Raw genomic sequence first — 12982 nt, 5'->3', positions numbered from 1 at the left:
ATTATGACTCGTGCACTTGTGACCGGCGGAGCCAGCGGCCTGGGCGCCGCAACCGCCGCCCGGCTGAAAAGCGACGGCATCGACGTCGTCACCATCGACATCGCCGGAGACTGTGACCTATTTCTGGATATCACCGACGACTACGCGGTCAGCACCGTTGTCGCCTCACTCGGAGACATTGATATCCTCGTCAACTCCGCGGGCATCGTCGGCCCGAATACCCCACTGGAGACCACCACACCGGAGCAATGGCGAAAGGTGTTCGATGTCAATGTCCTCGGTACTGTCGCAATGATGCGAGCTGTCATTCCCGGGATGACGCGTCGCGGATGGGGGCGGATCGTCAACATCGCCAGCATGGCCGGAAAGGATGGGAACCCCAAACTCTCGATCTACTCGGCATCGAAAGCTGCCGTGATCGCGCTCACCAAGTCTGCCGGCAAAGAGCTCGCGACCACCGGGATACTTGTTAACGCCATCGCGCCCGCGGTCTTCGCCACCCCAATGAATGACGACACTGCTCCTGACGTCCTCGCGCACATTACTGATCTGATCCCGATGAAGCGGATCGGAAGGCCGGAAGAGGTCGCGGAACTTATCGCATGGCTGACCTCCGAGAAGGTGACCTTCTCGACGGGGGCGATCTACGACATCAGCGGGGGCCGAGCCACCTACTAGCGTCGTCTTTTGGGCACAGCAGCGAAAAGGTCTAATTTAGCACCTCGTCTCGTGGTGTTGCTCCGTGTGGGCAGCTGATGCCTGTCAATGGCACGTCTGTCCTGAGCGCGGGACTGAGACCCTAGACCTTGTCGTCTGGTTGGGACGCATCGGAGTTCAGGCCGTCCATTTGACGTGAACCGTCCTGGCTTCTGCAAGGAACGACCAGGAACCCGGACGGTATCAGTCCGCTGTCACCGGGGCAGCGATCATGCTGGTGATGTTCGGGACTTCCGCGACCAAGGTCTCCAGCGGAGTTCGGAATGCTAGCCCGCTCACGCTCACGGCGCCCTGGGCTGCCAGGCTGCCGTCGACCCCGGCTGGCACCGCGACGCAGTTCACGCCTTCCTCGTTCTCCTGGTCATCTACGGCATATCCCCGCTCACGGGTCCTTCGTAACTCGTTCCAGAGGTCCGGGATGGTGACGATGGTGTTGGGGGTTCGCCGTTCGAGCGGACCGCGTCCGAACAGAGCGCGAAGATCAGCCTCGCTCGATACGGAACGGCTCAAGAGAAGTTTTCCGACCGCGGTCCGGTAGGCGGGGTTGCGGCCACCGACGACCGATGTCAGCCTTACCGCTCCGCGGGGCGGATCGACCTTCGCTCGATAAACCACTTCCGCGCCGTCAAGGACGGCGTAGTGGACGGTCTCTCCATAATGATCCGCGAGCCGCTCAAGAACCGGCTTGATCAGCGCACCATCCGGGCGGGCAGAGTAGTTCTGGAAAGCAAGACGGAAGAGCTCATCTCCGACGACGTAAACCCCGCGGCTGACCTGCGCGGCAAGCCGGGCGCGACGTAGCGACGTCAGTGCACGATGCACCGTCGACTTCGAACTTTTCAACCGATGGGACAAGTCATCGAGCGCAATACCCGTCGGGTGCTCAGCCAGCTCAATCAGCACCGCCAGGACGCGGTCTGCGCCCACGAGGCGATCCATGTCCTGCTCGGCGTCACTGTCGCTGCGGATGTCCATCTTGTTTGCCAACGTCATCACCTTTATATCCGTCCGGCAGGAAGGACCCGTGTCCCGGCCGCCAACATTGGGAAATTGTAGTTCAGACAGGGAAGGGCGGGTCGAGAAGCCCCTCGCTGTATACACACCAGCTTAGCGTCTTTTTCATTATATGGAACGCTTTATCGTCATATGGCATTAATGGTATGGTGTGTCACACGCGAAGGGAGCGCGATCCTCACTCCCTTCACCCCAGACGACGGAAGGTCCGCCGCTTTCACAGCAGAGACAAGGGATTCCGCATGAAACGCCGATTGGGTTTGAAAGCCCTGGCAATCAGCGCCATCGCCGCACTCGCGCTTACCGGATGTACAGACCACCTCCACAACACGCGCCCGCGGAGGCTTCCATGACGTTCGGACAGGAAACCCTCCTCTACCGTGGCTGACTAACGAAGATGTGGACCCCATGACTGCCCGGACCAAAGCGAAACGTCCCCGCCAACCCAGATCAACCGTCGAACGCCGTAGCACGTTCAGCTCGCTGCGTTCTCGGAATTTCCGCATAATGGCCCCCGGTTTCTTCCTCGCCAACACTGGCTATTGGATGGGCTACACCGCGCTGAACTGGCTCGTGCTCAGCCTCACGGGCAGCGCCGCCGATGTCGGGCTGACGGCTGCGCTGTTGTTCATGCCGACGCTGGTGTTGGGTATGGCCGGCGGGGTGCTCGCCGACCGCTACCCGAAGCGCCGTATCCTGCTCTTTGGCTATGTCGGGTGGGCTTGCCTGACTGCACTCCTGACCGCCCTCACGCTCACGCACGTGGTGCAGGTCTGGCAGGTGCAGCTGATCGCAGCCGGGCTCGGCATCGTCAATGCCCTCTGCTGGCCAGCCCAGGTGGCATTCGTGGCCGATCTGGTCGGTCCGGCCCAGCTGCGCAACGCAGTCAGCATCAATTCCTCCTCGACCCAGATCGCCCTGCTGGTCGGTCCCGCCGCCGGCGGACTATTGATCAGCGCATTGGGGCCAGGCGGCTCACTCCTCGTCGCCGCGGTCTGCTATTCGCTGCCCATCCTTGCGGTGACCCGGGTGCGCACCAACGAGTTGCATACACTCCCGCCGGTGCCGGCGGCGCGCGGGCAGATGCGCGCCGGGCTGAGCTATGCGGTGAGCAGACCAGATGTGCTCTGGCCGACAGTGCTTATGGGCCTGTTCGGGATGTTCACCGGCAACATTTCGGTGACGCTGGCCGTCTACGCCAAGTCCGTCTTCGACTCCGGCCCAGGAGGATACGGGCTTCTCACCTCGACCCTGGCTGTCGGCTCACTGATCGGTGCACTCATCTCCGCCCGACTACACCGCACCCGGCTACGCATCCTGGTGCTGTTCGCAGCGATGCTCTCCACGTTCTACATTTTGTCCGCGGCCATTCCTGCGCAGCTGATCTTCTGCGGGGCGCTGCTCTGCATCGGCGCATGCACCATGCTGCTGCAGACCTCAGCCAACTCCACCGTCCAGCTCGCCGCCCACGGCAACATCCGCGGACGGATCGTGGGCATCTTCCTTCTCGCCTTCTCCGGAGGCATCGCCATCGGCGGTCCGCTGGTTGGCAACATCGACCAGTACCTCGGGCCACAAGCCGGCATGCTGCTCGCCGGCGCGATACCCGGAATCGCCACCTTGCTGATCACCGCCCGCCTCACCATGCACCTATGGCACTCGCACCGCTCAACCGCCAAGTCCCTGGCCGCCTCTTCCGAGGATGCGCCCACGCCTCGGGATGACTCAGAGATGCACCCGCGTGGGAACGCCAGCTTCCTTGCTTCTGCAGTCCAGGAAGAGCTGGACCTCAAGGAAGCAGCCGAAGGGTTACTCAAGGGTCAGTCCGAGCGATGAAGCGGCCAACGGACACAACGATTGATTACCGGGCCGAACGCCATGGAATCCCGACGCACTCCATGGGTTCGGGCGCTCGGGCCGACTGCCGCACGCCAGCGCCAACTTACCGCACCTGACCAGACTTGATCCCCTACATTGATGTGGAAACCCCCGTGACTGCCAGGACTCGCCCACCCGCACTTCAAACCGAGCGACGCCGCAGCACGTTCAGCTCACTGCGCTCTCGGAACTTCCGCCTGATGGCGGCCAGTTACCTGCTCTCCAACACCGGTTGGTGGATGCAGATCACCGCGCAGAGCTGGCTGGTCCTCAGCCTCACCGGCAGTGCCGCCGAGGTGGGCCTGACGGCCGCGCTGGCGTACGCGCCGACCCTAGCGCTGGGTATGGCCGGCGGGGTGCTCGCAGACCGCTATCCAAAGCGCAAGATCGATCATGCTGTTCAACTATGGCGGGTGGGCCTTGATGGCCGCCCTCCTGGCCGGCCTGGCCCTCTCGCACGTGGTGCAGGTATGGCAGGTGCAGCTGATCACAGCTGCGTGCGGCACTGTGACCGCTCTGTGTTACCCAGCCCAGCAGGCGTTCGTGGCCGAGCTGGTCGGACCGGCCCAGCTGCGCAACGCGATCAGCATCAACTCCTCGATAGCCCAGCTCGCCGGACTGGCCGGGCCTGCCATCGGGGGCCTCCTGATCGGGGCTATCGGCCCGGGCGGCTCGTTCCTCATCGCCGCGGTCGTCTATACGGTGCCCCTTGTCGCGGTGACCCGTATCCGTGTCCACGAGTTACACGCGTTCCCGCCAGCGCCGGCAGGGCACGGGCAGATGCGCGCCGGCCTGCGGTTTGCGTTGAGCCGGCCGGATGTGCTCTGGCCGACGGTCCTGATCGGCTTCTTCGGGATGTTCACCGGCAACTTGCCGGTGACTCTGGCCGTCTACGCCAGGTCGGTCTTCGACTCGGGCCCGAGCGGGTACGGGTTCCTCAGCGCGATCGTGGCGGCCGGCTCGCTGGTCGGCGCGCTCATCTCCGCCCGCCTGCACCGTACCCGGCTGCGCACCCTGGTGCTGTTCGCAGCGATTCTCTGCGTGCTCTACATCATCTCCGCGGCCGCGCCGACGCAACTGACCTTCTGTGCGCTGTTGCTGGGGATCGGCGCGGGCACTCTGCTGCTACAGACCTCAGCCAACTCCACCGTCCTGCTCGCCGCCCACGGCAGCATCCGCGGACGGATCGCGGGCATCTATACAATCGTCTGGCTCGGAGGAATCGCCATCGGCGGCCCACTGCTTGGCAACATCGACCAGTACCTCGGTCCCCAAACCGGCATGCTGCTCGCCGGCGCGATACCCGGAGTCGCCACCTTGCTGATCACCGCCCGCCTCACCATGCACCTACGCCGCTTACACCGCTCGGCTCGCCATCCGAAAGGCTCCGCGCCCCAACCCGCCAAATGAAACAACAACGAACGAGGGCGGGCGCGCCGTCTAATTTGCAAGGTACCTCTGGCGCCGCCATCGAAATCATGGCCCGTCGGTGCCCTCCAGGCGCTATGCCCCACGGAAGGACGTCCAGTGCATTCCCCATGACCGCGAAGCAGGCGACGCGGCGGGTACATTTGCCGGCAGCGTCCCGGACATGCGGGCAGAAGTCGTTATCGGCTTGCTGTGCTTCTCGTCGGTCACCACTTGGGAACTAGCAAATTTCGGCCCAGGGACTGCTCACTATGTGCATCCTGACGACGTCGCTCAGGCTTTTCAAGTGGCCCATTTGAACGTCCCAGTGGCCTCTCGGGCAGGGAACAGCTTCCAAATGGTCTCGAGAGGGTTCTTACCAGGTGCGGGATCTCGATGACAGCCGCTGCCTGCCAGAAAGCGGATCTCCGCTATCTGCCGCTGAGGAATTTGCCTTGCCGATCAGTCAATGCATGGCATCCTGCGACAACATCAGCAGGAGTCCCTTGATGAGCGTCGACAAGGCCAAGCTGGAGTTCGATTACGCCCCCCCGATTACACCTCTCTGCAGGCAATCGCGGAGAGCCTGGAGTGGCTCGTCTCCGACGGTCAGCTCGACCTCGGGGCCCGGAACTGCGGATACCGGGCTGAGGCTTTGCGGAGGCCCCTTATGAAGGGTGAACAGTCGTCCTAAGTCCACAAACGTCTACTCGTCCGACAAGGTGTGCGTGGCGTTGTAATGACGAACGTCGGGCACCGTAAACGCGGCGTTGGCGTGGATGGCTAATCAACAGTCGACGTGTTCCTGTGCCTTACGTGAAGTGGCTGTCTAGGCAAGCCCATAGTTCCCAAGGCGCGCCCAAAGAGTTGTCAACCGCGGGCCGGTCGGCCCGCGCCAAGGAGTGCTCCTCGACGGCCGTCTCGCCGATGTTCAGACCCCGCGTAAGCTTCTGGTGGCCGGCGACGGGGCACCCGTCGAAGGTCAGCGGAGTGGGACCGTGCAGCTGACCGGGCCCAGCGCACTGTGCAGTTCGGTCGCTTTCACGCCACCCCTGCCCCGGCATTTTCGATGTCGGCGCGGGCCCGCTCAAGCAGCGCCTGCATGGCTTTCTCCGCACCCTGCCCGTCGCGTGCCTCGACAGCGTCTAGGCACGCCCGGTGTACCGGTAAGTGGTCCGGCGCGTTGCCATGCCCGTGGACCATAGTGTCGCGGATCCGCAGGCCCGCTTCGATAACGGCGTCGATCTCGCTGAACAGGTCGTTATGCACTGCATCGTGTAGCGCGCGATGGAACGCGAGGTCCGCCTCGACGGCCTCATTGACGCGGCCGTCCGCGCGCTCCATCGCCTGCAGTGCCCGCCGCAGCGCCTTAAGGTCCTCGTCGGTACGGCGTTCTGCTGCCAACCGTGCGGCCGCGGGCTCCATCATCGCGCGAACCTCGGCAAGGTGGTCGAGAAAGCGATGGTCCGGGTTTCCTCCCATCCAGCGCGGGAGATCCGGATCGAGCATGCTCCAAGACGAACGCGGCATCACCTGGGTACCGCGCTTCGGTCGCGAGTCGACCAGCCCTTTGTCTGCCAGCACGCGCAGCGCTTCCCGTAAAACGGTCCGGCTGATGTTCAACTCGCCTCGCAATGTGTCCATTGAAAGCACGGTCCCGGGCGCGTACTCACCGGTGACGATACGTTCGCCCAACATGTCCACAGTTTGCGCGTGAAGCCCGCGGAGCCCGTTGGAGGACGTGTTCACCTGTCGTTGTGCCAGTTGTCGATGTTCAAGCTGACTATCGGTCAATGCCGCCACCTCCCGTCTTTCGACCACCATAGCAATCGGTATTAAATACTACAATAGTATTGACAGGCCCTGTGGTAAGTATCACACTGATAGTGCAGCCAGCGCTGAGCAGGTCCTCCCACGGAATCCGCCCATCACCACGCAAATCTGCACCTAGACGGAATGTGTAGGCTCGCCGAGTCAGGAACCCCGGATATTTGCGTACATGCAGATAGAAGGATCCGCCGACTTCGTAGACGAGCCCACCGAAGCAAAAGCGCGGGGCTGAGGTGGGTCAAGGATCCTGGACAGATCTCCAGGCCACACACGACGCCGCCCCTCCGGCCAGGCCACCGAGATTCCCGGGATCCTGACGGCTGGTCCGGTGCGACCGGTACCTTTCGCGGTCTCGTCCTCAGGGTTGAGATTCCCGACCCCCAGATATCCAAGACAAGGAGGAGCAATGGCGCTCAAGACAGAGATACCCAGATTCGGGAGCCAACCCAAACGGCGACGGGCGATTCCCTGGACGCAGGTCCGGTTCGGATCGACAGTCCTGACCCCGGTGCTGATCTGGTTCTGCATCTTCCTCGCGTTACCGATCTTCCAGACCGTGTGGTTGAGCTTCCGGCAGTTCAACTCGTTCAACCTGAGCGTCTCGACATTCACCGGATTCGGCAATTACATCGACGTGATCACCGATCAACGGTTCATACACGCCTGCGCGAACTCGGCAATTTACCTCGTGCTGAGCCTGGCACTGATCATTCCCGTGGCGATGTTCCTGGCGGTGCTACTGGAACGCACCCGGCACCGGCAGTTCTACATGTTCGCGCTATATGTGCCGACCGTGATGTCGGTGCTGGCCACAAGCGTTCTGTTCCGGTTCCTGTATAACCCGAACTTCGGGCTGTTCAACCAAGTCCTGCAGTTCTTCAACATTCCCTCGCAGACGTTCATCTACAGCCCGAACGAAGCGCTGGCGTCGTTGGTGGTGATGGACGTATGGAAAAGTTTCGGCTTTTACACGATCATCCTGCTGGCCGGCGCGTTGCAGATCCCGCAAGAGTTCCGCGAGGCGGCCGCGCTGGACGGTGCCGGATCGATCCGGTACTTCTGGCTCATCACCCTGCCGCTGATGCGCCCAGTCCTGCTGATGGTCACGGTGATGGTGACCATCCACTCGCTACAGGTGTTTTCATCGGCGTATGCGATCTCGGCCGGCACCTTCGGCCCCCAGGACTCGCTCCTGACGCTGTCCGGCCTGATCTACCAGACCGGTATCGTCAGCACCGATATTGGGTACGCCGGCGCCGCGTCGGTGGTGCTGTTCCTCGTGACCGTGATCGTGACCATCGCCCAGTTCCGGTTCCTGCGCTCGAGCAAGGGCGGTGCGTCGTGACGAGGCAGACAAGTCAAATTGCGCGGCGGGTACCGAACGAGAGCCATGGCCTCCTTACGAGGGCGGTCGCCCCACTTGCGCATGAGCCGCTGCCGCCGCGCAAGCGGTTGCCCGTCGCGGCCATCGCCCGGCACACGGTGCTCATACTGGTCGCAATCGCCTGCTTACTGCCGTTCCTGTACTCGGTGATGATGTCGTTCAAGACGCAGCTGGAGATCATCGCGATACCCCCTACGCTGTGGCCCGAACACTGGTCGCTGGACAGCTATCGAGAGCTGTTCAACACCACCAACTTCGGCCCGGCGTTCCTCAACACGGTGTTCTACGCGAGCATCTCCACGCTCGCGGCGTTGCTCGCCGCGTCGGCCGCCGGCTACGTGTTCGCGAAGTACCGGTTCCGGTTCAAGCAGACGCTTTTCGGACTGCTGCTAGCCACCGCTATGATACCGTTCGGTGCGGTCCTCGTACCGCTCTACTTGATCGTGTCCAGCGTCGGCTGGCTTAACACGTATCAAGGCGTAATTGTCCCGACCATCATCACCACGTTCGGCATCTTCCTGATGCGCCAGTTCATCGAAGCGATCCCCGACGAGCTGATCGAGGCCGCCCGACTCGACCGGGCGTCAGAGTCACGGATCTTCTTTTCGATCATCCTGCCGCTGGTCGGACCCGGCATGGTCGTGCTAGGCGCGCTCCACTTTCTGGCCATATGGGATTCTTTCATCTGGCCACTGGCCGCGATCAGCGACCAGGCACTGAACAATCTACCGCTGACGATCGCCACTCTGGCCTCCGAACAGGGTCCGCGCTACGACCTGCAGATCGCCGCGAGCGTATTGACCAACCTGCCCATCCTGATCGGGTACGCCGTCGTCCAGCGGCGCATCACCCAGGGCATCGCGATGACCGGCGGCAAGCTGTAATCCGACCACGCATTTCCTCAGTCTCCGTCCGGACCGCCCGACAACTGGACACCTCATCGAACAGAAAGGAACCACTGACAATGCCGAACAAGAATGCTTTGTCAAAGAGCTTCAACCGCAGACGATTCTTGACAGGAACAGGAGCGGTGATGGGCACTATCGGCGCGGGAGCGCTGCTCGACGCATGCACCCCGGGACCTCACACCAACTCGTCATCCCAGATCAACGACGGACCGGTGACGGGCCACCTCACCATGTGGGGCTTCGCTTACGCGCCGCACACGCCGCTGATCCAGAAGTACATCGCCGGCTTCACCGCCCAGAATCCGGGTGTCACCATCGACCTGCAGTCCTTCCCCGACGTCTCGACCAAGATCCAGAAGGCGCTGATCTCGAAGACGGCACCGGACATCTTCTCCACGCACGCGGCCACGAACCTGCTGATGGCCGAGTCCGGAGTACTGGCCGCGCTGGAGGACCACGGATTCACTCGGCAGCAGCTGGAGTCCACCTTCTATCCCAGCATGATCGACGCCTTCAGCGCGAACGGCAAGACCTGGGGCGTGCCCATGGGCAACAATACGGCGGGCATCGGCATGGTGGTCGACCTCGACGCGGCCAAAGAGATCAAATGGGACGTGCCGGATCGGTTCGCATCCTGGGACGAGGTCTGGGAGATCGCCGGAAAGCTCACCAAGAAGGACGCCGGCGGGCGGATCATCAGGTCCGGCCTGAACGTGCAGGACTACTACGCAATCCTGAACGTCTCCGGCATGATGTTCGAGCAAGGGTCCGCGCTCTTCGACGAGACGACTGGCAAATTCTCAGTAGAAAGTGCGGCGGGCATCAAATCCCTACAACTGTTGGCCGATGCAGTTCTGACTCACAAGGTGGACTCGCCGACGTCCGAGAAAGCTACCCAAGCACTCTCGGACGGCTCAGCGGCGATGGCCTTGACTTACACCGACTTTCTGCCATACGCCAAGGCATCGTTTCCGAGCAAGCACTTCGGCTTCGTCACGCGACCGCCGATCCAAGGAAACAAGCTGATCACGGCGTCTCAGGGTGGCTGGGGCTTCGCCGCGACAGGCCAAGGCAAGAACGTCGCCGCCGCCGCCAAGTTCCTGCAGTACTGCGCCCAGGACGAGAACCTGCGGGCTTGGTACCAGGGGACGTCATCCCCGCCGCCTGGCCCGAGATTCGCCCAGGATGCCTACTTTGACGGCGACGGCAAGTACCTGAAGGCGGCCATCCCGGCGCTTCCGGATATGCGGGCGTTGGGCAAGTTTCCGAACTCGGACGTCGAGCAGTCGTTCTACTCGACGTTCCAAAAGGCGATCTCCGGCTCGCTGTCGGTGCAGGACGCCGCAGCCGAGGCAGACAGGGCGATGGGCGAGACCTACGCGCGGTTCAAGAAGCAGATCAACGACTTCAAGTGAGGGAAGGTCGGACACCTTCGATAAGGCGGACGAACGACACGACGGCGTCGAGGCCTCCAATCAAAGACTCCTCGTCCGCCTTGGATGCTTTAAATGTGGCCCTCGAAATCCCGGTTATACCAGTACAAGAGTGGTCGCACGAGGCGGCCTCGGAAAGGACTAGAGCAATGTTGGCAGACATGCCCCTCAGCGAACTACGACAGTATCGGGGTTCGCAGCACGAGCCGGCAGACTTTCATGAATTCTGGGCTAATACGCTCCACGAAAATGCGCATCCCTTGGAACTGTCAGTAAGACCAGTCACTTCTCCGCTCCGTACAGTGGAAGTGTTTGATATCACTTTCAGCGGATACGGCGGAACCCCGGTTCACGCGTGGTTGCGCATTCCGGCGCAAGCACCCAGCTCACTCCCTGCAGTCGTCCAGTATGTCGGTTACGGCGGCGGCAGAGGGAATCCAGCAGAGGATCTACTGCTCGCCTCCTCGGGCTTCGCCCACCTGCAGATGGACACCAGAGGCCAGGGCGGCGACACCTCAGACCTCGGCCCAACGGGACCGTCGGTCCCGGGAGTCATGACCCGCGGCATCCGAGATCCACGCGAATACTACTACCGTCGTTTGATCGTCGACGCGGTCCGAGCAGTATCCGCTGCTAAAGAGCTCCATGTCGTCGATCCAGACAGAGTCGCGGTCAAGGGCTCAAGCCAAGGAGCTGGCTTGGCTCTTGCCGTAGCGGGATTGCGAGAAGATGTCGCTGCCGTCGCCGCGTTTGTGCCCTTTTTATGCGACTTCCCACGAGCGGTCAATATCACCGACGCATACCCTTACCACGAAGTTGTCGACTACTTGGCGAGACATCGAGACGAAACCGACCAAGCCCATCGAACTCTCAGTTACTTCGACTCACTCAACTTCGTTTCCCGGGCCACCGCCCCCGCAATCTTCAGCGCCGCCCTCATGGACTTCGTCTGCCCGCCGTCAACCGTGTTCGCTGCCTACAATCGTTACGCGGGAGCCAAGGAAATCCGCGTGTGGGAGTACAACGGCCACGTGAGCGGGGTTGAGGATGACTTGCTCGCCATCAATCACTTCAACTCAACGCTGAACGTGAACTTCGCCTCAACCGTAGAAGCGACCGCAATGCAGTAGTAGCAAGTCGCGCAAAGGACCGTCCGCGAGTCCTCACAGCCCGCTGGCTCATGCACACAGGGCTGCTCGCACGACCGGTCGAGCAGGTTTCTTCACACCCAACTACACGCCCTCTCTGCCACGGGCGGCGCGGGTTCGCCAATTCTGTCAGAACATCAAACAAGAGAGACCTGGAGGGTCCAATGAGCGTGCAGATCACGCACAGCGGTATCACGCCGATGTACACAGAAGCAGAAGTGCCGGACTTTCCGATGCTCCGGGTCGACAGCGAGCGGCTGGTGTACCAGGAGGCGCTGATCAACGGGCAGTACCTCGGCGCGCACCTGTCCGCGATGGGGCGGCCCAAGACACGCTTGAAGATCTGGGAGGACCTGCATGGCGGGGCGATGTCGGACCGTCCCCTTCGCACCCGCCAGCACGCCTTCACTCTCGAGATCGACGGGCAACTGCTCGCCGACCAGTGGGAATGGGTCGAGTCCCGGACCGACGGTGAGGACACCGTCGTCACTCTCCGCCATCAGCAGCGGCCGGTCACGGTGGAGGTTCACACCAGCAGCGACGGTACGTCTTTCTTCACCCGGCATCTGGTCATCACCAACAACGGAGACCGCCCCTGTGCTCTGGCAAGGGTTGCGCCTTGGTCCGGTCTAGCCTGGACCGCAGGGGAAAGCGGGGCTTGGGGTGATGTGGAACTCACGTCACTGCCGCGCGCACCGTTCAGCGTCGGCAGAATGACCGATTCGAGTTTTGGAACGGAGGGCTCGTTCGACTGGGTGCCCCTACAGGCCGGAGGGTCGAGATTCGAGAGCATGCAAGGTCATTCCGGATGGGGGGCGCCGATGTGCTTCCTGCGCAACGAGGCCACCGGAGAGCTGCTGGTCGTCGATCTGGCCTGGTCCGGGAACTGGTCGATCGAACTGTTCAACGACTTCGAACCGGCGCGCCGCGAGCTGTCATGGGACAAAACTCGAGGTGATGCGCGCGCCTACATCGAGGTCGGACTGGCAGGTCCAGCTCCCCTTCGCGTCTTGGAACCCGGGGAGTCCGTTGCGACACCCAAGGTCCATGTCGGCGCCCTGTTCGGCGATCTGGACGCCGCGGTGCAGGCCCTCCATCAGCACATCCGAACAAGCGTTGCTCCCGCACATCCGGAGGACGCACAGCACCTCGTCGAGCTCAACACCTGGGACTCCGTGCCCGGACAGATCACCGAGGAACAGCTCTACGCCGAGATCGATCTGGCGGCCGAACTGGGAGCCGAGCTGTTCACCATGGACGCCG

The 12982-nt window shown here is 62.4% G+C and carries 9 protein-coding genes and 2 pseudogenes; 9 read left to right on the top strand and 2 right to left on the bottom strand.

Annotation, left to right across the window (positions count from 1 at the left end):
* Positions 1-3 precede the first annotated feature (3 nt).
* Positions 4-678, top strand: a complete 675-nt coding sequence (locus AC3WJM_RS16175) for an SDR family NAD(P)-dependent oxidoreductase (RefSeq protein WP_492272372.1) — start codon at positions 4-6, stop codon at positions 676-678.
* Between the two features lie 222 nt (positions 679-900).
* Here AC3WJM_RS16175 and AC3WJM_RS16170 read toward each other — a convergent pair whose 3' ends face one another.
* Positions 901-1704 (bottom strand): IclR family transcriptional regulator, encoded by an 804-nt coding sequence (locus tag AC3WJM_RS16170; protein WP_492272371.1) that lies wholly within the window; start codon positions 1702-1704, stop codon positions 901-903.
* 435 nt (positions 1705-2139) lie between these two features.
* Here AC3WJM_RS16170 and AC3WJM_RS16165 point away from each other — a divergent pair, with 435 nt between their 5' ends.
* The 3 genes and pseudogenes from AC3WJM_RS16165 (at position 2140) to AC3WJM_RS16155 (ending at position 5019) form a co-directional block, all read left to right on the top strand.
* Positions 2140-3567, top strand: coding sequence for an MFS transporter (locus tag AC3WJM_RS16165; protein WP_492272370.1), 1428 nt, complete (start codon positions 2140-2142; stop codon positions 3565-3567).
* Positions 3568-3809: 242 nt separating this feature from the next.
* Positions 3810-3962, top strand: a pseudogene (locus AC3WJM_RS16160) (MFS transporter); the annotation flags it as partial.
* A 40-nt stretch (positions 3963-4002) separates the two neighbouring features.
* The gene (locus tag AC3WJM_RS16155; protein WP_492272369.1) at positions 4003-5019 is read left to right on the top strand and encodes an MFS transporter; all 1017 of its coding nucleotides are present in this window, start codon (positions 4003-4005) and stop codon (positions 5017-5019) included.
* Between the two features lie 1038 nt (positions 5020-6057).
* Here AC3WJM_RS16155 and AC3WJM_RS16150 read toward each other — a convergent pair.
* Positions 6058-6810, bottom strand: coding sequence for a FadR/GntR family transcriptional regulator (locus AC3WJM_RS16150; RefSeq protein WP_492272368.1), 753 nt, complete (start codon positions 6808-6810; stop codon positions 6058-6060).
* Between the two features lie 442 nt (positions 6811-7252).
* Between AC3WJM_RS16150 and AC3WJM_RS16145 the strand changes: the two genes are divergently transcribed.
* The 5 genes and pseudogenes from AC3WJM_RS16145 to AC3WJM_RS16125 all read left to right on the top strand — a co-directional run.
* Positions 7253-8191, top strand: coding sequence for a carbohydrate ABC transporter permease (locus AC3WJM_RS16145; RefSeq protein WP_492272367.1), 939 nt, complete (start codon positions 7253-7255; stop codon positions 8189-8191).
* Positions 8188-9114, top strand: a complete 927-nt coding sequence (locus AC3WJM_RS16140; RefSeq protein WP_492272366.1) for a carbohydrate ABC transporter permease — start codon at positions 8188-8190, stop codon at positions 9112-9114. Before AC3WJM_RS16145 ends, AC3WJM_RS16140 begins: the two co-directional genes overlap by 4 nt.
* Before the next feature lie 149 nt (positions 9115-9263).
* The gene (locus AC3WJM_RS16135) at positions 9264-10553 is read left to right on the top strand and encodes an extracellular solute-binding protein (protein ID WP_492272365.1); all 1290 of its coding nucleotides are present in this window, start codon (positions 9264-9266) and stop codon (positions 10551-10553) included.
* A 167-nt stretch (positions 10554-10720) separates the two neighbouring features.
* Positions 10721-11701, top strand: a complete 981-nt coding sequence (locus AC3WJM_RS16130) for an acetylxylan esterase (RefSeq protein ID WP_492272364.1) — start codon at positions 10721-10723, stop codon at positions 11699-11701.
* A gap of 182 nt (positions 11702-11883) precedes the next feature.
* Positions 11884-12982, top strand: a pseudogene (locus AC3WJM_RS16125) (hypothetical protein); the annotation flags it as partial.

Source organism: Arthrobacter sp. FW306-1B-G06A (genome assembly GCF_058781765.1).
Note: the sequence above shows the minus strand (reverse complement) of the source record. Positions and strands in the feature narration are given on the sequence as shown.

Bases quoted from the DNA above. Each gene is read 5' to 3' on its own strand.
- AC3WJM_RS16155 (WP_492272369.1), top strand. From the start codon at position 4,003: ATGCTGTTCAACTATGGCGGGTGGGCCTTGATGGCCGCCCTCCTGGCC.
- AC3WJM_RS16175 (WP_492272372.1), top strand. From the start codon at position 4: ATGACTCGTGCACTTGTGACCGGCGGAGCCAGCGGCCTGGGCGCCGCA.
- AC3WJM_RS16145 (WP_492272367.1), top strand. From the start codon at position 7,253: ATGGCGCTCAAGACAGAGATACCCAGATTCGGGAGCCAACCCAAACGG.
- AC3WJM_RS16130 (WP_492272364.1), top strand. From the start codon at position 10,721: ATGTTGGCAGACATGCCCCTCAGCGAACTACGACAGTATCGGGGTTCG.
- AC3WJM_RS16135 (WP_492272365.1), top strand. From the start codon at position 9,264: ATGGGCACTATCGGCGCGGGAGCGCTGCTCGACGCATGCACCCCGGGA.
- AC3WJM_RS16165 (WP_492272370.1), top strand. From the start codon at position 2,140: ATGACTGCCCGGACCAAAGCGAAACGTCCCCGCCAACCCAGATCAACC.